Raw genomic sequence first — 22,771 nt, forward strand, 5'->3', positions numbered from 1 at the left:
AGTGACTATTCGCAAAGCATTATTGCCGCTACTCCGACCATTGCACCACAGAGGCCAGAGACAAACTACCAGAAGTCTCCGAAGCCATACGTTTCTTTACAATCGTTATAACATTCACGTTATGAATAAATTCTGCATAACGTTATGAGCGGCGTGGCGAAAGGTTTTGCCCTGCCGCTCATCTTTACGCCAGCGGTCAGGCCAGCAGTTTTTTAATGCTTTCGCGGAATTTGGCACCTTCTTTCAGGTTACGCATTCCGTAGGTGACGAAGGCCTGCATGTAGCCCATTTTCTTACCGCAGTCATAGCTTTCGCCGGTCATCAGCATCGCGTCAACGGACTGCTTCTTCGCCAGTTCGGCAATGGCGTCGGTCAGCTGGATACGGCCCCAGGCACCCGGTTCGGTACGCTCCAGTTCGGCCCAGATATCCGCCGACAGCACATAGCGGCCCACCGCCATCAGGTCGGAGTCCAGGGTCTGCGGCTCGTCCGGTTTTTCAATAAACTCAACGATACGCGCAACCTGCCCTTCCGCCACCATCGGCTCTTTGGTCTGAATCACGGAATATTCGGAGAGATCCCCCGGCATGCGTTTCGCCAGCACCTGGCTACGGCCGGTCTCGTTAAAGCGGGCGACCATGGCGGCGAGGTTATAGCGCAGCGGGTCCGCAGTGCCGCCGTCGAGGATGATATCCGGCAGCACCACGACAAACGGATTATCCCCGACGACCGGGCGGGCGCAGAGGATGGAGTGGCCCAGACCCAGCGGCTGTGCCTGGCGCACGTTCATGATGGTCACGCCCGGCGGGCAAATGGCCTGGACTTCCGCAAGCAGCTGGCGCTTCACGCGCTGCTCAAGCAGGGCTTCCAGCTCGTAGGAGGTGTCGAAGTGGTTTTCCACCGCGTTCTTCGAGGAGTGCGTCACCAGGACAATCTCTTTGATCCCGGCGGCGACGATTTCATCAACGATGTACTGAATCATTGGCTTATCAACGATCGGCAGCATCTCCTTTGGAATTGCCTTTGTGGCCGGCAGCATATGCATGCCTAGTCCTGCGACCGGAATAACCGCTTTCAAATTCGCCATATTCATCTTCACCTGTTTGGTTGCAAAACACGCAGTTATGCAAAATTGTACATGTCACAAATCCATTGAAACTGATAATACACGGATACTGCCCGGGCATCTGCCCGCCAAATTCTTAAATTCACTGTCACGTAAAAGAATACACACAACTTCCATTTACCAACAGTTAGAGCTGAGAATAATCTTATTTTCGTTCAGGTTATTCAGCGGCTCGTTTACTACACCACGCCATGTGGCGGAGAGGCGCGCCAGGCGGGCTTTCCGGGGCGCCGGGCCAGCCACGCTGTGCCTGTGCCCGCAAAGAATAGATATAGATAATAAATTTCGCCAGACAATATATTTCAGCATAAACAGCCAGATATGGTGACATATTACCGCAATTCGGCGTCTATGAACTGCGATCTGCCCTATTCTGCGCTCACTTCATAATATGAATTTTGCCGGTTTTGTGAGCGGGCTTCGCGCTTCGCGTCTCCTGTGCGCATCAATGCTCGCCGTAACGAACCGTGGGATGAAGCCCTTTTACCGCCCTCGCTGATACGCAGCCGAAAAGTTCTTATACCGGCTCGCTTATTCCAGAGCAGTCGCCATGGTGTTATTTTCTCACTGTTCTTTACCGGAACATAATTCTTATCGGTTCGCTTTATGTGCTGGAAATATATCCATCCATGGCAGGGCGATATCCGCGTCGTTATTGCATTTTAGACTCATCTTATCCATGATCGTGGTAACACATACCGCAGTCGTACAGGTTTTAATACATATGGAATGGATTGCCGATCCGTCAATCTGGGCAGGTCTCGTCACGCTGGTGGTTATCGAACTGGTGTTGGGCATCGATAACCTGGTCTTTATCGCTATCCTCGCCGAGAAGCTCCCGCCCGCCCAGCGCGACCGCGCGCGGATCACTGGTCTGATGCTGGCGATGGTCATGCGTCTCCTGCTGCTGGCCTCTATCTCCTGGCTGGTCACCCTGACCAAACCGTTAATTGCTTTTCGCGACTTCAGCTTTAGCGCCCGCGATTTAATCATGCTGTTTGGCGGCTTATTCCTGCTGTTCAAAGCGACCGTCGAGCTTAATGAGCGGCTGGAGGGGAAAGACAGCGATAACCCCACCCAGCGCAAAGGGGCGAAATTCTGGGCCGTGGTGGCGCAGATCGTGGTGCTCGACGCCATCTTTTCGCTCGACTCGGTGATCACCGCCGTCGGCATGGTCGATCACCTGGCGGTGATGATGGCCGCCGTGGTTATCGCCATCAGCCTGATGCTGATGGCCAGCAAGGCACTGACGCGCTTTGTTAACAGCCATCCGACCATCGTGATCCTCTGTCTGAGCTTCCTGCTGATGATCGGCTTCAGCCTGATTGCTGAAGGCTTCAGCTTTATTATTCCGAAAGGCTATTTATATGCGGCAATTGGCTTCTCGGTGATGATTGAAGCCCTTAACCAGCTGGCGCTGTTTAACCGCCGTCGCTTTCTTTCCGCCAATATGACGCTGCGTCAGCGCACCACCGAGGCGGTGATGAGCCTGCTGAGCGGTCAGAAAGAAAAAGCTGAACTGGATGCTGACACGGCGTCACTAGTCGCCGATCAGGATCATCATCCGCTGTTTAATCCGCAGGAACGCTTGATGATTGAGCGGGTGCTGAACCTGAATCAGCGCAGCGTCAGCAGTATTATGACCTCCCGCCATGATATCGAGCGCATCAACCTCAGTGCGCCGGAGGAAGAGATCCGCAGCCTGGTGGAAAAAAATCAGCATACCCGCCTGGTGGTGACCGGCGGGAAAGATAATGAAGACCTGCTGGGAGTGGTGCATGTTATCGACCTGCTCCAGCAGTCCCTGCGCCAGGAGCCGCTGGATCTGCAGGCGCTGGTGCGCCAACCGCTGGTCTTTCCTGAGGGGCTGCCGCTCCTCTCCGCGCTCGAGCAGTTCCGTCAGGCCCGCACCCACTTTGCCTTTGTGGTGGACGAGTTTGGCTCCGTCGAGGGGATTGTGACCCTGAGCGACGTGATGGAGACCATCGCCGGCAACCTGCCCAACGAGGTGGAGGAGATCGACGCCCGACACGATATTCAGCATCATCAGGACGGTTCATGGACGGTCAACGGCCATATGCCGCTGGAGGACCTGGTGCAGTACGTTCCGCTGCCGCTGGATGATAAGCGTGAGTACCACACCGTTGCCGGTCTGCTGATGGAGTATCTGCAGCATGTGCCGCAGGTGGGGGAAACCATTGAGATTGACGGTTATACCCTGCGCACGCTGCAGGTCGACAGCCATCGGGTGCAAAAGGTGCAGATCGTCCCGCCGGTAAAGCAGGAAGAGCTGGATTATGAGGTGTAATCCTAAGGGATAAATAACGGCCCGGGGTATCCCGGGCCGTAAAATTGATAGCCAGGTACCCTGTTTATTGCCTGATGGCGCTTCGCTTATCAGGCCTACGGAATAGGCGACACAAACCGGGGAATTACCCCCTGCTGCACAACCCAGGCGGAGTCAAGCGTAGCCGCCGCCCGGCATTAACGTGACATCACACTTTGACGACATGCTCACATCACAGGGAATTGATGCTCTACAGCCGCCACACTGCCTGATGGCGCTTCGCTTATCAGGCCTACGGAATGGCGACACAAACCGGGGAATTACCCCCTGCCGCACAACCCTGGCCGGATCAGGCGTAGCCGCCGCCAGTCATCAACATGACATCACACTTTGACGACAATGACACAGCCCGGAACTCCCGGGCTGCTGGTCTGGACAATTACAGCTTATCGAGCAGCTTTTTGGCGTCTTTGCTCTCTTTGCTGCCTTTATTACGTTCGACCCAGTCGTTGAGGCGCTGCTTCGCTTCATCCTGCAGCTGTTTGCGCAGGATCTGGTCGACCTGCAGGCTGTAGCTCAGCGACTGCCAGTCGCCATAGATGCGCAGCGGGATAGCGGTCTGTTTCAGGCGGTCGATAAGTTTGCCCTCGCCTTTCCAGCCGCCGAGCACGCGCACGTTAAAGCGCATATCGCAGTTCTCTTTCTGCAGATCGAGCTGACCTTCGCCGGTCATCGCCATCACATCGGACTGCCCCTGCAGGCGGTTCAGCGTCACCAGCCCGTTATCCAGCGTGAGCTGGCTGCTCACGGCATCCAGGCGGGTGGTATTGTCATAATTCTCCTGCGCCCGCACGTTGGTGCTGCGCTCCACGGCCTGTTGCACCAGCTGCTGGAAGTTAAGTCCTTCGGTTCGGGTATCGGTCATCTGGAGCTGCGCCTGGCCCTGCCAGTGACGGCGGAAATCATCCGCGTCAATGCGCGTTCCGGAAAACTCGCCGGTCAGCGACAGCTTGCCGGTCAGGCTTAATGAATAGTTGAAGGCTTTGATCAGCGAACCAATCTCCACGTTCTGCAGCGCCGGCTGGAACGTCGCCTGCGGCGTGTCGCCACGGGCATCCAGAGTGCCGGGGAGAGAGAGCTGGCCGCCGTCGAGGTTGCCCTGCATTTTGCTGACTGTCAGCAGCCCCTGCTGGTTGCTGATTTCGCTCTGCACCTGGGTGAAGTTCAGGCCGCGCCACTGCAACTGGTCGGCGCTCAGGGCCATCCGGCCGTTAAAGCCGCGCAGGCTCTGATAATCTTCGCGCTCATCGCTGTCGGCGATCACCGGACGCAGCGGTCGCGTCTGGCTCTGGCCCTGCTGGCTGGCGCTGCTGTCGGTCGCCGGCGAAGAGGATGCCAGCAGACTGTCAAGATTCAGGGTGGTGGCGTGCAGATCCAATGACCAGTCCGGGCGGTCTCCCAGCACCACGCTGCCGTTGCCGGTGAGGGTGCTGCCGCTGGCCATCAGGTTCAGATTATCAAAACGCAGGGTTTTGCTATCTTCCTGCCAGCTGGCCTGCAGGCTCCCCTGACCATTGATGCCGTCGGGGGGCAGCTCGGCGCCGCGCAGCTGCCAGCTGAGCTGGCTAAAGTCGGCTTTTAACGAGTGCGGATAGTCGCCACCCTGCACGGTGGCGGAGAAGCTCAGCGCCAGGTCGCGCTGGTCGCGGTTGACGCGGCCGGAGAAATCGACGGTGGCCCGGTGGTTCTCATCCTGCTCCATCTGCAGGCGGATGTCGCGCACGGTCACCTGCTCGCCGTTCTCATGCTGGAAGAAGAGCACGCTGTCGGCCACCTGCAGCTGGCGCACATCGTAGGACCATCCGCGGTCCTCCGGAGCCAGCGGCAGGGTGTTGTCATGCGGCACCACCGGCGCGGCGCTGTCGCGAACCGCCTCGGTTTTCGGGGTCAGCTGGATCACCGCCCCCTTGAGCATCACCTGCTTCACCTGCAGCTGGTGCGAAAGCAGCGGCAACAGCGCCACGTCGAGGCGCATGTTGTCGGCGCGGATCACCGGCTCCTCGGCGCCTCGGGCGGTCAGCGTCATGCGTCCGCTGAGAATGCTGAGCTGCGGCCAGACGTGCCAGCGCAACGGGCCATCGAGTTCAAGCTGATAACCGCTGCGCTCTGCCACCTGATGCACCATATAGGCGCGAAAATCGTTGGGATTGACCAGCAATACCAACGAGGTAAGCCCGGCGACAATGACCGCCAGCAGGATCATCAGCGTTGTCAGTATTCGTCTCATGGCACCCTCAGCAACACCCCGTTGACGTTATCAATCCTTGTCGATTCGGCTCGCCACCGCGCCCTGTTGGTCGCGATATTTGGCGTCTTCACGGCGATTATATGGCCGCGCCGCCGGGCCCGATAAGGGTTCAAAGCTCAGCGCGCCGATGGGCATCCCCGGGCGCAGCGCCAGCGGCAGTTTGCCGGAGTTGTAGAACTCAAGCACGATGCAGCCGGACCAGCCCGGGTCGATGCGGTGCGCAGTCACGTGCACCATCAGCCCCAGGCGCGCCAGCGAGGAGCGTCCGTCAAGCCAGCCCACCAGGTCGGCAGGCAGGGTGACCGACTCGTAGGTCACCGCCAGCGCCAGTTCGCCCGGATGTAGGAAAAAGGCCTCCCCTTCCGGCAGGACAATCTCTTCGCTCATCACGCGGTCCAGCGCGGCGCTGACCTCGGCCTTCGGGCCGCTTAAATCGATAAACGGCGCCGTGTGGCCGCGGAAGGTGCGGAATTTATTACCCAGCCGTACATCAACCGTCGCGCCATTAATACGCTCAACGGGCGGGCGCGGATTGATGGCCAGTCGCCCTTCATCCAACCAGGCTTCGATATCTCGGTCACACAGACGCATGGGCTTTCTCCTTATAAGGCTGCTTCCCGCACGCTTCGCGGCGGAGAGGGCAACAGGGCTACTCTTTGCACGTTACACAATTCGGCCAGGTTATTCAAAGAACTGACTGATTTTGGCCTTCAGAATATCAATCGCGATGCGGTTTTTGCCGCCGCGCGGCACGATGATGTCGGCATACTGCTTCGACGGCTCAATAAACTGCAGGAACATCGGGCGCACGGTTTTCTGATACTGGGCCATCACCGAGTCCATGGAGCGGCCGCGCTCGTTTACGTCGCGCTTAATGCGGCGCATCAGGCAAATATCGAGCGGGGTGTCGACGAAAATAGAGAAGTTGAGCTCGTTACGCAGCCGCGCGTCGGTCAGCAGCAGGATCCCTTCAAGAATAATCACCTTCTTCGGCTCGACGTGAATGGTGTTCGGCGTGCGGGTATGCTCGACGTAGCTGTAGACCGGCAGTTCAATCGGCTGGCCGCTTTTCAGCATCTGCAGGTGCTGGAACAACAGACTGTGGTCCATTGAGCTCGGGTGGTCATAGTTGGTTTTGACGCGCTCTTCCATCGACAGATGACTTTGATCTTTGTAATAGCTGTCTTCCGGAATGACGCCAATATGTTCGTCGCCAACTTGTTCACGCAATTCGCGATAGAGAGTACTGGCAATAAGACTTTTGCCAGAAGCCGATGCGCCGGCGATACCTACAATGACGCACTGATGGGACATATCAGTCATAAATTTTTGCGACCTGATTAACCTGGATAGAGATGGAGGGTGGCGGCGGACCGCCAAACGCGGCAATTATAGGGATTTCAGCGTCCCGATACCAGTGGTATGCGCCCCGGACGGCTATTCCGCCGCCGGCGCCCAGTCATCGGTATACCAGATATGCAACAGCGCATAAGATCGCATCGGCTGCCAGCGGCGGGCATAGCGGGCGATGGCGGCTGGCGTCATTCCCGGAAAGCGCTGTTTAATCAGGTAGTCGTCCGGCAAAAAGATATCCTTCGCCTGCCAGCCGCGCAGGGCAAAGTAGTTTGCCGTCCAGCGGCCAATCCCGGGCAGAGTCTGCAGCTGACGCAGCCCGGCGTCGATATCGGCCGGTGCCGTCAGGGGCAGCTCGCCGCTGAGCGCCGCCCGGGCGAGGTGGATCAGCGCCTCCGCGCGGCGAAGCGGCATCCCCAGCGCCTTCAGCCCCTGCGGATCGGCCCGGGAGAGAGCCTCCGGCGTCGGGAATAAGACATAGCCGGGGGCGTCCGCCAGCGGTTCGCCCCAGCCGGCCGCCACTTTGGCGGTGAGCCGGGCGGCCATCGCCACGCTCACCAGCTGGCCGAGCACCGCGCGCACCGCCTGTTCGAAAGCGTCCAGCGCCCCGGGCAGGCGCAGCCCCGGTCGCGCCTGTGCCAGGTCGCCCAGCGTGCGAGCGACCTGCTGCGGGTCGCAGGCCAGATCGAACAGCTGGCCAATTCGCGCATAGCAGATCTCAGCCACCGGCTGCAGCCCCGGGGAGAGCGTCACCCGCAGGCCCTGCGCCTCCTCGTCCGGCGCCAGATGAATCAGCCCGCCGTGGCCTGCTACGCGAAAGCTGCGGCTGTAGCCGCCGTCATGAAAACGCTCAACGCCAGCGACCGCACGCGCCTGCAGAAAACCAACCATCCACGCCCAGTCGTAAGGCGGGGTCCAGGGTAACAACACCATAAGCTCTCCTTTATATAGCGTTTCAATGATAGTCGCCCTTCACCGTCAGCGCCTTGCTTTTAAATTCCGGTTGTCGGCATGACGGCGATCCGCTAAAGTCGCCCCCCTTCTTCACCGGCATGGGGATTTTGCAGACGATGTTTATTGGTTTTGACTACGGCACCGCCAACTGTTCGGTGGCCGTGATGCGGGAAAACAAGCCCCAGCTGTTGACGCTGGAAAACGGCAGCGCCCTGCTGCCCTCCATGCTCTGCGCGCCGACGCGCGAAGCGGTCAGCGAGTGGCTCTATCGCCATCACGATGTGCCCACCCACAGCGACGAAAACCAGGCGCTGCTGCGCCGGGCGATTGCCGCCAACCGCGACGAAGACATCGAGGTGCTGCGTAACAGCGTGCAGTTCGGCCTCGCCTCACTGCATCAATATGTTGAAGATCCGCAAGAGGTCTACTTCGTTAAATCGCCAAAGTCCTTCCTCGGCGCCAGCGGCCTCAAGCCGCAGCAGGTGGCCCTGTTTGAAGACCTGGTCTGCGCCATGATGCTGCACATCAAACTGCAGGCGGAAAGCCAGCTGCCCGAGCAGATTGACCAGGCGGTGATTGGCCGACCGATTAACTTCCAGGGCCTCGGCGGCGACGACGCCAACGCCCAGGCGCAGGGGATCCTTGAGCGGGCCGCCCTCCGCGCCGGTTTCCGCGACGTGGTCTTCCAGTTTGAACCGGTGGCCGCCGGTCTGGATTTCGAAGCTACCCTCAATGAAGAGAAGCGGGTGCTGGTCGTCGATATCGGCGGCGGCACCACCGACTGTTCCCTGCTGCTGATGGGCCCGCAGTGGCGGGAGCGCGCCGACCGCCAGCAGAGCCTGCTCGGCCACAGCGGCTGCCGCATCGGCGGTAACGACCTCGACATTGCCCTGGCCTTTAAATGCCTGATGCCCCTTCTCGGCATGGGCGGCGAAACGGAGAAAGGCACCGCGCTGCCGATCCTCCCGTGGTGGAATGCGGTGGCGATCAACGACGTCCCGGCGCAGAGCGATTTCTACAGTACCGCCAATGGCCGACTGCTGAACGATCTGCTGCGTAGCGCCCGGGATGCCGATAAGGTGGCCCTGCTGCTGAAGGTCTGGCGTCAGCGTCTGAGCTATCGCCTGGTGCGCAGCGCCGAAGAGAGCAAAATCGCCCTCTCCAGCGCCGCCCGCGTTGAGACCGCGCTGCCGTTTATTCAGGACGAGCTGGCTACCGATATCGCTCAGCAGGGTCTGGAAGCGGCGCTGGATCAGCCTCTGGCCCGCATTATGGAGCAGGTGCAGCTCGCCCTCGACAGCAGCCAGACCACCCCGGATGTGATCTATCTTACCGGCGGTAGCGCCCGCTCGCCGCTGATCAAAAAGGCGCTGGCGGCCCGGCTGCCCGGTATTCCGCTGGCCGGTGGCGATGATTTTGGCTCGGTAACCGCCGGGCTGGCCCGCTGGGCGCAGGTGGTTTTCCGCTAGTCCCCCCCGGCGCTGCCGCGCAGCAGGTCTGTCCTGATCGTGGCGCTGCAGATTACGCTGGAATATTCCTGGTCTCCCACGCAAAATGGCCTGTTCTTCCGGACAGGCCTGTCCACTTTCCTCCGATTCAGGGGGCGTATTATCCATACCGTAGCCAGTCGTCTGCGGTCAGTAATCTTTGCATGCCGCAAGGGGGCGTGATTGAAAAGGGTGTCTGCGATCTTCGCGGCGGTCCGGCGTTGCCGGCCGCAGTTCCTGACAGGCTGGCTGGTCAACTGCGGATTGCTCTTGCTGCTGGCCGCCCCACAGGCGCAGGCGGCGCCCCGACAACTGGGGACGGATATCCCCGTCGAATGGTACGCGGACGACAGCGGCCAGATGACCATCGATCGCTTTGCCGGCCTGCCCGTGGACCAGCTCGCCACCACCCGGCAGATCCCCTCCTTCGGCTATTCACGCAAAACCCTGTGGCTGCGCAGCGAGCTGCCTGGCAGCTGGTTTGCCGACGAGTCGCGCTGGCTGCAGATTGGTCCCTCTTTCGTCGACCACCTGACTCTCTATTACCGGCCGTTGGGCAGCGACGCGCCGTGGACAGCGCGTACCTTTGGCGACCGCGACCCGGCCCGCGAGAGCGATCTTCACTATCGGGAAAGCGTGCTGATCCTCCCTCCGCCGCCGACCGCCGCCGGCTATGAGATAGTCTTTCGTCTGCAGAGCACCAGCACTCTGATCCTGCTGGCCTCGCTCTCTTCGCCGCAGGCCTATGTGCAACGGGCCGCCGCCGACACCGCCTTCTGGAGCTTCTATTTTGGTCTCGCGGCGGTCGCCAGCGGCGTGGCGCTGTGGCTGGCCCTGGCCCTGCGCCGGCGTCTGCTATGGGGCATCTGCTTCTTCTCGCTCAATTATCCGCTGGTGGCTGCCCTGCACGGCTTCCCGGAGTGGTTCTTCGGCCACGCCGCGCTGCCCTTCCAGGATTTTATGATCAGCAGCCTCTCGCTGTTCAGCTATGCCACCGCCCTCTGGCTACACAGTGAGATATTCGATTTAAAGAAAAATATGCCGCGGCTTTACCGGCTGCTGATCGCCGCCGTGGTGCTCAACCTGCTGCTGCAGGTCAGTATTCCGCTGGGTTTTTACGGCCTCGCGATGCAGATTGAAGGAGTGATCTTTATCATTATCACTCCGGTGCTGCTGTTCACCTCCTGGTGGCTGTGGCGCAAAAAAGCTATCGACCGCAACACTCTCCTGCTGGGGCTCCTGCCGCCGTTCTATGTCGCCGCCGCGGTGCTGGTGCAGCTGTCGATCCACGGTATTATCCCGTTTCATATGGCGATCTATTCCCTCTGGCAGTATGCGCTGATCGTCCACATCATTACGGTGCTGATCATTGCCATCCTGCGGGTGCGGGCTGAAAACCGCCAGCTGGAGCAGAAGCAGCGCCTGGCGCGCGAGCTGCAGATTGAGCGCGAGGCCAGCTTCCACCAGCGGCAGTTTATGGGCATGGTGGCGCACGAATTCCGCACCCCGCTGGCGGTGATCCAGGCTGCGCTGGAGAATCTCCGCCTCTCGGCGGCCTCCGCCAGCCAGGAGGCGCGCTTCGATCGCATCGGCCGCGCCGCCACCCGTCTGGTACAGCTCACCGATAACTGCCTCGCCGACGCGCGCCTCGCCTCCCACGATCTGCACGTTGACCGCCAGCAGACCGCCCTGCTGGCGGTGATCAACATGGCCGCCTCGGTGGTAGCCATCTCCCATGATCACTACCTGAACATCCGCCATCACGGCGCGGTGGAAAGCCCCCAGCTGCAGGCCGATGCCGGTCTGCTGTGCATCGCCATCGCTAACCTGCTGGATAACGCGGTCAAGTATTCGCCGCCGGGCGAAATCACCATCGATATTCACGCTGATGCCGGGCAAACAGAGCTGCGCATTCGCGACTACGGCCCTGGGCTCCCCGCCGGACAGGCGGAACTGATCTTTGAGCGCTATCGCCGCGGGGAACATACGTCGCCGGTGCCGGGCGGCACCGGTCTCGGACTGTATGTTGCGCGTCAGATCGTGCAGGCTCATGATGGCAAACTGTGGCTGGCCGAGCATGGCCCGGACGGCTGCACCTTTATTCTCACCCTCCCCACGGTTGCTTAAGAGGAGAACGACGCATGGCTTTACGGCTGGCGATAATTGAAGATAACCCCGATCTGCTGGATGAACTGCTGGCCTGGTTGGGCTATCGCGGCTTCGAGGTATGGGGGACGCGGAGCGCTGAGGCCTTCTGGCGGCAACTGCACAGCCATCCGGTGGACATCGTGCTGATTGATATCGGTCTGCCCGGCGAGGATGGCTTCAGCGTGCTGAGCTACCTGCACGAGCTGGGGCACTACGGTCTGGTGGTGGTCAGCGCCCGCGGCCAACAGCAGGATAAACTGCAGGCGCTGAGCCTCGGGGCCGATGCCTATCTGATCAAGCCGGTTAACTTCGCCCATCTCGCGGAGACCCTGACCGCCCTCGGCGCCCGCCTGCAGCAGGATCGGCCGGCCCCTCAGCAGCCAGAGATGGCCAGCGCCGCCCCCGCTCCCGCCCCCGCTCCCGCTCCCGCTACCGGACTGTGGCGTCTGCATGAGGATAAACTGATCTCCCCAGACGCCCGGACGCTGGAATTAACCCAGCAGGAATATCGCCTGGTGGAACTCTTAATGCGCAATCGCAACGAAGTGTGTAGCAAACTGGATCTTCATGCTTGCCTGTTTGCCCATGAAAGCGAGCCTGACCTGCACCGTATCGACGTGGTGGTTAGCCGCCTGCGCCACAAGGCTCGCCAGCAGGGGATCCACCTGCCCGTACGCGCAATCTTTGGTAAGGGGCTGGCTTTTATCTCCTGAACGACGGGGCATGTCGGCGGCCGCGCGGGATATGAATGACTCGCAAGTGTTAATTTTTCTCATTTTCTGAGAGAAATGAGAGGAATGAGACTGACGATAACCTTAAGAACTTTCTTATAGTGCTACTACATCAGGATGATGTCGTATGATTTTCATCGGACAGAAAAGCATATAACAAAACGTATTAGCCGTTCGCGGCAAATTCTGACACCATGCAACACAAACAAGGTATAAACAATGGCCATGCAAACGTGGTTAGTTTTATTGCTATGCATTTTTTTCTTTAGCATCTCTGTATACAGTTTTATTTCCTATCTGAAAGACAGGAGACGGCAGAAATTTACCTTTAACGATAAGCGTTCAATGCGTCGTAAATAATTCACTGTAGAATAATAAAAACATATTGTAGGTACTTTAATACAGTCAACACACCGCATACGCCCGGAGGATGTGTCACAGCATGGCGTTATGTTTTTGCGTAAGGAAATAACGCCATGAGAAACATTAATGTCACCATCAACACCCGCAATACCTTTGTCCGTGAATCGCTGATGGCTATGGTCAATGACCTCACGCAGGGCGAAATACGGGCGCGTTTTTCCTGGCGTAATAATGACCTGTCAGGGGAAGATATCATCATTTGCGAAGTGATCCCCGGCGAAATCTACCTGTGCAATACGCTGATTAAAAACAGGAAAAAAGGCAGTTCGCTGATTATCCTCCACAGCTACGACCAGTTGCCGGAAGATGATTTCATGATTAACTGCCTGAAAGGGGTTATTTTTGTTTCGCTAAAAACCGCCAGTATTCCGCAACTGCTGACGATCATTAAAAGCGAGCTCCAGCATTGTATGAGCCCGGCAGCCACCGACGCCGCGGGTCGGGAACTCAGCTGCGCCAGCTGCCCGCACCGCGTGCTGTCGCGCTCGCAGACCGCCGTGGTGCACGGTATTCTCGAAGGGATGGATATGAGTAAAATCGCCGCCCTGCAGCGCGTCAGTCCCCGTACCGCCGCCTATCATAAAAATAAGATTATGGAAAAATACAGTCTGAATAATAACCATGACTTTTTCCAGTTTATGAATCTGTTACGAGAGCGCTGGTAGCTAAATAGCGAGCAGAAGAGAATAAGATATTCGCCTGGCGATATTGTCGTAAATCCGAAAATAGCCACAGGATGCTAAAAAAGCGCCAGCGCTGCCAGACATAACGTTAAACTCTGACGCTTCCTCGGTATAAAGACGTTACCGCGCGCCTTTATATAAGAAAAAAGACTATTTACGAGGAAAACTGATACTTCGTCACATTGCCCCTGACGTGCCTGTCAGGGGTCTTTTTTTCGGTGTGGAATGGCGCCCTCTGCGCGAGGGCGCGGCAGGATCAGGCTTCCACTTTCTCCACTTGCCAGTCCGGCTGCGCTTCCTCGTCGGTCAGCAGACCTTCGTTTTTCGACAGCATAGCGGTGGCGATGCCGTTACCCAGCACGTTGATGGCGGAGCGCCCCATATCGAGGAAATGGTCGATGCCCATCAGCAGCAGGATCCCGGCAACCGGGATATGGAAGCTGGGGATAGTGGCCGCCAGCACCACCAGCGCCGAACGCGGTACCCCGGCGATGCCTTTCGAGGCCAGCATCAGGGTCAACATCATGACCGTAATCTCGCTGAAGCTCAGCGGGACGTTATAGGCCTGGGCGATAAACATCGCGGCGAAGGAGCAGTAGACCATCGAGCCGACGAGGTTAAACGAGTAGCCAATCGGCAGAACGAACGAGACGATATTGCGCGAACAACCAAACTTCACCAGCCGTTCGAGGGTCTTCGGATAGGCAGCTTCCGAGCTGCTGGTGGTAAAGGCTACCAGCACCGGATCTTTCAGCATGTTCAGCAGACGGAAGACCTCTTTCTTCAGCACCATATAGCCGACGGCAATCAGCACCGCGCTGGTCAACAGCACCGCCAGGTAATAACCGCCGATGAACGAAGCGTAGTTGAGTAAAATCCCCAACCCCTGCGAGGCAATCACCGACGAGATGGCGGCGAAGATGGCCAGCGGCGCAACGTACATTACATAGCCGGTCACCTTCAGCATAATGTGCGACACCACGTTAAGGGCCGCCACCAGCGGAGCATTAAACTTCTCGCCCAGCGACGCGCCGGCGATGCCAAAGAACATCGAGAACACCACGATCTGCAGGATCTCGTTGTTGGCCATCGCCTCGGTGATGCTGGTAGGGATGGTATGCGACAGGAACCCTTTCAGGGTCATGCCGCTGACCGCCAGGCCGGTATCCACCGCCTCTTTCGGTACCGTCAGGTTCAGCCCGGCGCCCGGGTGCTGGAAGGTGACGATCACCAGCCCGACGAGAATGGATAATACCGATGAAGTGATAAACCACACCATCGCCTTACCGCCCACCCGGCCGATGGTCGCCGTCTCGCCGAGGCGCATGATCCCGACCGTCAGGGTGCTGAACACCAAGGGCGCGATAACCATTTTGATTAAGCGCAGAAACAGATCGGTCAGCAGCGTGATGTTGTCTGCCCAGGCGGAGATAGTAGTCGGCGTCGCGTAGGCATGGATAGCCGCGCCGGAGAGGATCCCCATCAGCATAAAAATGACGATGAAGAGCGTGAGTTTGTTTGCGTTTGCCACAGCAATGACCCCTGATTATTTAACACGTTGATTTTTAAGTGCATATTTTATTATTATGGGAATGCACGGATTTATTCACCGCATAAATCTAATTAAAGCCCCCGCGGATACAACTATTTTTTGCTTTTTTTAAACTAAAAGTTGATATCACCCCGGAAATCAGCGACGAGACCGCCCGCCATCGCCGCCGTTATCCAGACATTTCTCAACCTTCTTTTCATAATTCCTCCATTTTTACGGCCCCTTCCCTCACTAAACTAGTATCATTCAGCGAAACGCTTCAGGATGAGACCGTAAACTAATGAAAGGCAGTAACATACGTCGTTGGGGCGCCGCGCTGGCGGTAGTGATTATCGCCGGGGCCGCCTACTGGTTCTGGCACGATCGTGGAACGAGCGGCAGCGGGACGCCCGCCGCCGGGCAGGGTCCGCAGGGTCCGGGCGGCGCGCGCCATGGCCGCTTTGGCGGCGCGCTGGCGCCAGTGCAGGCCGCCACCGCGACCGAACAAGCGGTCCCGCGCTATCTCACCGGGCTGGGTACCGTGACGGCAGCCAATACCGTCACCGTGCGCAGCCGGGTCGACGGCCAGCTGCTTAGCCTTCACTTCCAGGAGGGTCAGCAGGTCAAAGCCGGCGATCTGCTGGCGCAGATCGATCCCAGCCAGTTTAAAGTCGCCCTCGCCCAGGCGCAGGGTCAGCTGGCGAAAGATAACGCCACTCTGGCGAATGCCCGCCGCGATCTCGCCCGTTACCAGCAGCTGGTGAAAACCAATCTCGTCTCCCGCCAGGAGCTCGACACCCAGCAGTCGCTGGTGGTGGAATCCGCTGGCACCGTAAAAGCCGATGAAGCAGCCGTCGCCAGCGCCCAGCTGCAGCTGGACTGGACGCGCATTACCGCGCCGATCGACGGCCGCGTTGGGTTAAAGCAGGTCGATATCGGCAACCAGATTTCCAGCGGGGATACCACCGGGATTGTGGTTCTCACCCAGACGCATCCGATCGACGTGGTCTTTACCCTGCCGGAAAACAGCATCGCCACGGTGGTGCAGGCGCAGAAAGCGGGTAAAGCGCTCAGCGTCGAAGCCTGGGACCGCACCAATAAGCAGAAAATCAGCGTCGGGGAGCTGCTGAGCCTCGACAACCAGATCGATGCGACCACCGGGACCATCAAGCTGAAGGCGCGCTTCAGCAATCTGGACGACGCCCTGTTCCCCAACCAGTTCGTTAACGCCCGCCTGCTGGTGGACACCCAGCAGAACGCGGTGGTCATCCCTGCCGCCGCCCTGCAGATGGGCAACGAAGGGCATTTTGTATGGGTGCTGAACGATGAGAATAAGGTCAGCAAACACAGCGTCACCCCGGGGATCCAGGACAGCCAGAAAGTGGTCATCAGCGCCGGGCTTTCCGCCGGGGATCGCGTGGTCACCGACGGGATTGACCGCCTGACCGAAGGGGCGAAAGTGGAAGTTGTCACCGCCAGCGGCAGCGAGCAGGCGCAGCCCGCCCCGCGCCAGAGCGGTAAACACGGAGCGCGTTCCTGATGCAGGTGTTACCCCCAGGCCGCACCGGCGGCCCGTCCCGGCTGTTTATTATGCGTCCGGTGGCCACCACTCTGCTGATGGTGGCGATCCTGTTAGCCGGGATCATCGGCTACCGCTTTCTGCCGGTCTCCGCGTTACCGGAGGTGGATTACCCGACCATTCAGGTAGTCACCCTCTATCCGGGCGCCAGCCCGGACGTGGTGACCTCCGCCATCACCGCCCCGCTGGAACGCCAGTTCGGCCAGATGTCCGGGCTTAAACAGATGTCATCGCAAAGTTCCGGCGGCGCCTCGGTCGTCACGCTGCAGTTCCAGCTGACCCTGCCGCTGGACGTTGCCGAGCAGGAAGTGCAGGCGGCCATCAACGCCGCCACCAACCTGCTGCCGAACGATCTGCCCAACCCGCCGGTCTACAGCAAGGTGAACCCGGCGGATCCGCCGATCATGACCCTCGCCGTTACCTCCTCCGCGATCCCGATGACCCAGGTAGAGGATATGGTGGAGACGCGGGTGGCGCAGAAGATCTCTCAGGTTTCCGGCGTCGGTCTGGTGACCCTCGCCGGCGGCCAGCGCCCGGCGGTGCGGGTGAAGCTTAACGCCCAGGCCATCGCCGCCCTCGGCCTGACCAGCGAAACCGTGCGCACCGCCATCACCAGCGCCAACGTTAACTCGGCGAAAGGCAGCCTCGACGGCCCGGCCCGCGCGGTAACGCTTTCCGCTAACGATCAGATGCAGTCCGCTGAGGATTACCGCCGCCTGATTATCGCTTATCAGAACGGGGCGCCGATCCGGCTCGGCGATGTCGCCAGCGTCGAACAAGGGGCCGAAAACAGCTGGCTGGGGGCGTGGGCCAACCAGCAGCGGGCGATCGTGATGAACGTCCAGCGTCAGCCGGGGGCCAACATCATCGACACCGCCGACAGCATTCGCCAGATGCTGCCGCAGCTCACCGAGAGCCTGCCGAAATCGGTGAAGGTGCAGGTTCTCTCCGACCGGACCACCAACATTCGCGCCTCGGTGCGCGACACCCAGTTTGAGCTGATGCTGGCCATCGCCCTGGTGGTGATGATCATTTACCTGTTCCTGCGCAACGTGCCGGCGACCATTATTCCCGGCGTCGCGGTGCCGCTGTCGCTGGTGGGTACCTTCGCGGTGATGGTGTTCCTCGACTTCTCGATCAACAACCTGACGCTGATGGCCCTGACCATCGCCACCGGCTTTGTGGTGGATGACGCCATCGTGGTGATCGAGAACATCTCGCGCTATATCGAGAAAGGCGAGAAGCCGCTGGCCGCTGCGCTGAAAGGCGCGGGAGAAATCGGCTTCACCATCATCTCCCTCACCTTCTCGCTGATCGCGGTGCTGATCCCGCTGCTGTTTATGGGCGATATCGTCGGCCGCTTGTTCCGCGAATTCGCCGTTACCCTCGCCGTCGCCATCCTGATCTCGGCGGTGGTCTCCCTGACCCTGACGCCGATGATGTGCGCCCGCATGTTAAGCCACGAATCGCTGCGTAAGCAGAACCGCTTCTCGCGGGCCAGCGAGCGCTTCTTTGACCGGGTGATCGCCGTCTATGGCCGCTGGCTGAGCCGGGTGCTGAACCATCCTTGGCTGACGCTCGGCGTCGCCCTGAGCACCCTGGCGCTGTCGATTCTGCTGTGGGTCTTTATCCCGAAAGGCTTTTTCCCGATCCAGGATAACGGCATTATCCAGGGCACCCTCCAGGCGCCGCAGTCGGTCTCCTTCGCCAGTATGGCCCAGCGCCAGCAGCAGGTTTCCGACATTATTCTCAAGGATCCGGCGGTTGAGAGCCTGACCTCGTTCGTCGGCGTCGACGGCACCAACCCGGCGCTGAACAGCGCCCGCCTGCAGATCAACCTCAAGCCGCTGGATGAACGCGACGACCGCGTCCAGACGGTGATTAGCCGTCTGCAGCAGGCGGTGGCCGGCGTCCCGGGCGTGGCGCTCTATCTGCAGCCGACCCAGGATCTGACCATCGACACCACGGTGAGCCGCACCCAGTACCAGTTCACTCTGCAGGCGAACTCCCTCGAGGCGTTGAGCACCTGGGTGCCGCCCCTGCTCAGTCGCCTGCAGGCCCAGCCGCAGCTGGCCGACGTCAGCAGCGACTGGCAGGACAAAGGCCTGGCCGCCTATATCAAGGTGGACAGGGACAGCGCCAGCCGCCTCGGTATCTCGATGGCCGATGTCGATAACGCGCTGTACAACGCCTTCGGCCAGCGGCTGATCTCCACCATTTACACCCAGGCGAATCAGTATCGCGTGGTGCTTGAGCAGGATACCGAGGCGACCCCGGGCCTGGCGGCGCTGGATAATATCCGCCTGACCAGCAGCGACGGCGGCATCGTGCCGCTGACCGCCATCGCCACGGTGGAGCAGCGCTTTACCCCGCTGTCGGTGAACCACCTCGATCAGTTCCCGGTGACCACGATCTCGTTTAACGTTCCGGACAACTACTCGCTGGGCGAAGCGGTAGAGGCTATCCTCACCGCCGAACAGTCGCTGGATTTCCCGAGCGATATTCGCACTAAGTTCCAGGGCAGCTCGCTGGCCTTCCAGTCGGCGCTGGGCAGCACCGTCTGGCTGGTCGTGGCCGCGGTAGTGGCGATGTATATCGTCCTGGGGGTGCTGTATGAGAGCTTTATCCATCCGATCACCATTCTCTCCACCCTGCCCACCGCCGGGGTCGGGGCGCTGCTGGCGCTGTGGCTGGCGGGCAGCGAGCTGGACGTGATCGCCATCATCGGCATCATTCTGCTGATCGGCATCGTGAAGAAGAACGCCATCATGATGATCGACTTCGCGCTGGCCGCCGAGCGCGAGCAGGGCATGCCGCCGCGGGAGGCGATCTACCAGGCCTGTCTGCTCCGCTTCCGACCGATCCTGATGACCACCCTCGCCGCCCTGCTCGGCGCCCTGCCGCTGATGCTGAGCACCGGCGTCGGCGCGGAGCTGCGGCGTCCGTTGGGGATCGGCATGGTTGGCGGCCTGATGCTCAGCCAGGTGCTGACCCTGTTCACCACCCCGGTGATCTATCTGCTGTTCGACCGCCTGTCGCTGCACCTGAAGCGCCGCTTCCCGCGTCAGGAAGAGGAGGCGTAAGTGAAGTTTTTCGCCCTCTTCATTTACCGCCCGGTGGCGACGATCCTCATCTCGCTGGCCATCACCCTGTGCGGCATTCTCGGCTTCCGGCTGCTGCCGGTGGCCCCGCTGCCGCAGGTCGATTTCCCGGTGATTATGGTCAGCGCCTCGCTGCCGGGGGCCTCGCCGGAGACCATGGCCTCGTCGGTGGCCACCCCGCTGGAGCGCTCCCTGGGGCGGATTGCCGGGGTCAATGAGATGACCTCCTCCAGCTCGCTCGGCAGCACCCGCATCATTCTCGAGTTTAACTTCGACCGCGATATCAACGGCGCGGCGCGCGATGTCCAGGCAGCGATCAACGCCGCGCAAAGTCTGCTGCCGAGCGGGATGCCCAGCCGGCCGACCTACCGCAAAGCCAACCCGTCGGATGCGCCGATCATGATCCTGACGCTGACCTCCGACACCTACTCCCAGGGTGAGCTGTATGATTTCGCCTCCACCCAGCTGGCGCAGACCATCGCGCAGATTGACGGCGTCGGCGATGTCGACGTCGGCGGCAGCTCCCTGCCGGCGGTGCGCGTCGACCTCAACCCGCAGGCGCTGTTCAACCAGGGCGTGTCGCTGGACGCGGTGCGCACCGCCATCAGCGACGCCAACGTGCGCAAGCCGCAGGGGGCGCTGGAGGACAGCGCCCACCGCTGGCAGGTGCATACCAACGATGAGCTGAAGACCGCCGCCGACTATCAGCCGCTGATCGTCCACTACCAGAATGGCGCCGCGGTGCGGCTGGGGGATGTTGCCACCGTCTCAGATTCGGTGCAGGACGTGCGCAACGCCGGGATGACCAACGCCAAGCCGGCGATCCTGCTGATGATCCGCAAACTGCCGGAAGCCAATATCATTCAGACGGTGGACAGCATCCGCGCCCGCCTGCCGGAGCTACAGCAGACCATCCCGGCGGCCATCGACCTGCAGATCGCCCAGGATCGCTCGCCGACCATCCGCGCCTCGCTGGAGGAGGTGGAGCAGACGCTGGTGATTTCGGTGGCGCTGGTGATCCTGGTGGTGTTCCTGTTCCTGCGCTCCGGACGCGCCACGCTGATCCCCGCCGTCGCCGTTCCGGTTTCCTTAATCGGCACCTTCGCCGCGATGTACTTATGCGGTTTCAGCCTCAATAACCTGTCGCTGATGGCTCTGACCATCGCCACCGGCTTCGTGGTGGATGACGCTATCGTGGTGCTGGAGGATATCTCCCGCCATCTGGAAGCGGGGATGAAACCGCTGCTGGCGGCGCTGCAGGGGAGCCGCGAAGTCGGCTTTACCGTGCTGTCGATGAGCCTGTCGCTGGTGGCGGTGTTTCTGCCGCTGCTGCTGATGGGCGGCCTGCCCGGCCGCCTGCTGCGCGAGTTCGCCGTCACCCTGTCGGTGGCGATCGGCATCTCGCTGGCGGTGTCCCTCACCCTGACGCCGATGATGTGCGGCTGGCTGCTGAAAAGCGGTAAGCCCCACCAGCCGACGCGCAACCGCGGCTTTGGCCGCCTGCTGGTGGCCGTGCAGGGCGGCTATGGGAAATCGTTAAAATGGGTGCTCAGGCACAGCCGGCTGACCGGCCTGGTGGTGCTCGGCACCATCGGCCTCAGCGTCTGGCTCTACATTTCGATCCCGAAAACCTTCTTCCCGGAGCAGGACACCGGGGTGCTGATGGGCGGCATTCAGGCCGACCAGAGCATCTCCTTTCAGGCGATGCGCGGCAAGCTGCAGGACTTTATGAAGATCATTCGTGAAGATCCGGCGGTGGATAACGTCACCGGCTTTACCGGTGGCTCGCGGGTCAACAGCGGGATGATGTTTATCACCCTCAAGCCACGGGACCAGCGCCACGAGACGGCGCAGCAGGTGATCGACCGGCTGCGCAAAAAGCTGGCCAACGAGCCCGGGGCCAACCTGTTCCTGATGGCGGTGCAGGATATTCGCGTCGGCGGCCGGCAGTCGAACGCCAGCTATCAGTACACTCTGCTGTCCGACGACCTGTCGGCGCTGCGCGAGTGGGAGCCGAAGATCCGCAAAGCGCTGGCGGCGCTGCCTGAGCTGGCGGACGTCAACTCGGATCAGCAGGACAATGGCGCCGAAATGGACCTGGTCTATGACCGGGACACGATGTCGCGCCTCGGCATCAGCGTCCAGGACGCCAACAACCTGCTGAACAACGCCTTCGGCCAGCGGCAGATCTCCACCATCTACCAGCCGCTCAACCAGTACAAGGTGGTGATGGAGGTGGATCCGGCCTACACCCAGGACGTCAGCGCCCTCGACAAGATGTTTGTTATCAACAGCGAGGGCAAGCCGATCCCGCTGGCCTACTTCGCCAAATGGCAGCCGGCCAACGCCCCGCTGTCGGTGAACCACCAGGGGCTGTCGGCGGCGTCCACAATCTCCTTTAACCTGCCCACCGGCCGCTCGCTGTCGGAAGCCAGCGAGGCGATTAACCGCGCGATGACCCAGCTCGGGGTGCCGTCCACCGTACGTGGCTCATTTGCCGGTACCGCTCAGGTGTTCCAGCAGACCATGAACGCGCAGGTGATCCTGATCCTCGCGGCCATTGCCACGGTCTATATCGTGCTGGGGATGCTCTACGAGAGCTATGTACATCCGTTGACCATCCTTTCGACGCTTCCCTCCGCCGGGGTGGGCGCGCTGCTGGCGCTGGAGATATTCGATGCCCCATTCAGCCTAATCGCCCTTATCGGGATCATGTTATTAATTGGCATCGTGAAGAAAAACGCCATCATGATGGTTGATTTTGCCCTTGAGGCGCAGCGCACCGGCAACCTGACGCCGGAAGAGGCGATTTTCCAGGCCTGCCTGCTGCGTTTCCGGCCGATTATGATGACCACCCTCGCCGCGCTGTTCGGCGCCCTGCCGCTGGTGCTCTCCGGCGGCGACGGCTCCGAACTGCGCCAGCCGCTGGGGATCACTATCGTCGGCGGTCTGGTGATGAGCCAGCTGTTAACGCTCTACACCACGCCGGTGGTCTATCTTTTCTTTGACCGTTTGCGGCTGCGTTTTTCGCGTCATTCCACTCAACCGGTAAGCGAATAA

Annotated in this window: 14 protein-coding genes and 1 pseudogene; 9 read left to right on the forward strand and 6 right to left on the reverse strand. The window is 60.3% G+C overall.

The annotated features are described in order from the left end of the window. Positions 1-119: 119 nt before the first annotated feature. A pseudogene (galF, locus tag ACQUTI_RS05570) lies at positions 120-1,093 on the reverse strand (GalU regulator GalF). Positions 1,094-1,850: 757 nt separating this feature from the next. Between galF and ACQUTI_RS05575 the strand changes: the two are divergent. Then, the gene (locus tag ACQUTI_RS05575; RefSeq protein ID WP_048295153.1) at positions 1,851-3,434 is read left to right on the forward strand and encodes a TerC family protein; all 1,584 of its coding nucleotides are present in this window, start codon (positions 1,851-1,853) and stop codon (positions 3,432-3,434) included. 418 nt (positions 3,435-3,852) lie between these two features. Here ACQUTI_RS05575 and asmA read toward each other — a convergent pair whose 3' ends face one another. The 4 genes from asmA to alkA all read right to left on the reverse strand — a co-directional run bounded on the left by asmA (position 3,853) and on the right by alkA (position 8,007). Further along, positions 3,853-5,700, reverse strand: coding sequence for an outer membrane assembly protein AsmA (gene asmA, locus ACQUTI_RS05580; RefSeq protein WP_423692567.1), 1,848 nt, complete (start codon positions 5,698-5,700; stop codon positions 3,853-3,855). Between the two features lie 30 nt (positions 5,701-5,730). Next, positions 5,731-6,312 (reverse strand): dCTP deaminase, encoded by a 582-nt coding sequence (dcd, locus tag ACQUTI_RS05585; protein ID WP_004151145.1) that lies wholly within the window; start codon positions 6,310-6,312, stop codon positions 5,731-5,733. A gap of 90 nt (positions 6,313-6,402) precedes the next feature. Further along, positions 6,403-7,044 (reverse strand): uridine kinase, encoded by a 642-nt coding sequence (udk, locus tag ACQUTI_RS05590; RefSeq protein WP_002912442.1) that lies wholly within the window; start codon positions 7,042-7,044, stop codon positions 6,403-6,405. Between the two features lie 114 nt (positions 7,045-7,158). Further along, positions 7,159-8,007: a DNA-3-methyladenine glycosylase 2 gene (gene alkA / locus ACQUTI_RS05595; protein ID WP_048295154.1), complete on the reverse strand. Its 849-nt coding sequence runs from the start codon at positions 8,005-8,007 to the stop codon at positions 7,159-7,161. Positions 8,008-8,144: 137 nt separating this feature from the next. Here alkA and yegD point away from each other — a divergent pair, with 137 nt between their 5' ends. From yegD to ACQUTI_RS05620, 5 genes are all read left to right on the forward strand, one after another. Beyond that, entirely contained in the window at positions 8,145-9,497 is a 1,353-nt protein-coding gene (gene yegD / locus ACQUTI_RS05600; protein WP_004201546.1) for a molecular chaperone, read from the forward strand. A gap of 288 nt (positions 9,498-9,785) precedes the next feature. Beyond that, positions 9,786-11,642 (forward strand): sensor histidine kinase, encoded by a 1,857-nt coding sequence (locus ACQUTI_RS05605; RefSeq protein ID WP_025999156.1) that lies wholly within the window; start codon positions 9,786-9,788, stop codon positions 11,640-11,642. Between the two features lie 14 nt (positions 11,643-11,656). Continuing rightward, the gene (locus ACQUTI_RS05610; RefSeq protein ID WP_240709182.1) at positions 11,657-12,376 is read left to right on the forward strand and encodes a response regulator transcription factor; all 720 of its coding nucleotides are present in this window, start codon (positions 11,657-11,659) and stop codon (positions 12,374-12,376) included. Between the two features lie 237 nt (positions 12,377-12,613). After that, entirely contained in the window at positions 12,614-12,754 is a 141-nt protein-coding gene (locus ACQUTI_RS05615; RefSeq protein ID WP_004146563.1) for a small membrane protein, read from the forward strand. Positions 12,755-12,870: 116 nt separating this feature from the next. After that, positions 12,871-13,482, forward strand: coding sequence for a helix-turn-helix transcriptional regulator (locus ACQUTI_RS05620; protein WP_114508304.1), 612 nt, complete (start codon positions 12,871-12,873; stop codon positions 13,480-13,482). A 274-nt stretch (positions 13,483-13,756) separates the two neighbouring features. On the opposite strand, the gene ACQUTI_RS05625 is transcribed toward ACQUTI_RS05620, so the two are convergent. Further along, on the reverse strand, positions 13,757-15,031 hold the full coding sequence (locus ACQUTI_RS05625) for a dicarboxylate/amino acid:cation symporter (RefSeq protein WP_004201551.1): 1,275 nt from the start codon (positions 15,029-15,031) through the stop codon (positions 13,757-13,759). 301 nt (positions 15,032-15,332) lie between these two features. Between ACQUTI_RS05625 and ACQUTI_RS05630 the strand changes: the two genes are divergently transcribed. Genes ACQUTI_RS05630 through mdtC form a run of 3 tightly spaced genes read left to right on the forward strand, consistent with a single transcriptional unit; the run spans position 15,333 to position 22,771 of the window. Then, positions 15,333-16,571: an MdtA/MuxA family multidrug efflux RND transporter periplasmic adaptor subunit gene (locus ACQUTI_RS05630; protein WP_004201552.1), complete on the forward strand. Its 1,239-nt coding sequence runs from the start codon at positions 15,333-15,335 to the stop codon at positions 16,569-16,571. Then, on the forward strand, positions 16,571-19,693 hold the full coding sequence (locus ACQUTI_RS05635; protein ID WP_428923216.1) for an MdtB/MuxB family multidrug efflux RND transporter permease subunit: 3,123 nt from the start codon (positions 16,571-16,573) through the stop codon (positions 19,691-19,693). The genes ACQUTI_RS05630 and ACQUTI_RS05635 overlap by 1 nt, the downstream gene beginning before the upstream one ends. Next, positions 19,694-22,771, forward strand: a complete 3,078-nt coding sequence (gene mdtC, locus ACQUTI_RS05640) for a multidrug efflux RND transporter permease subunit MdtC (RefSeq protein WP_428923217.1) — start codon at positions 19,694-19,696, stop codon at positions 22,769-22,771.

Source organism: Klebsiella sp. 7-CIP_Kleb. (genome assembly GCF_050378655.1).
In the GTDB taxonomy this organism is placed as follows: domain Bacteria; phylum Pseudomonadota; class Gammaproteobacteria; order Enterobacterales; family Enterobacteriaceae; genus Klebsiella; species Klebsiella quasipneumoniae.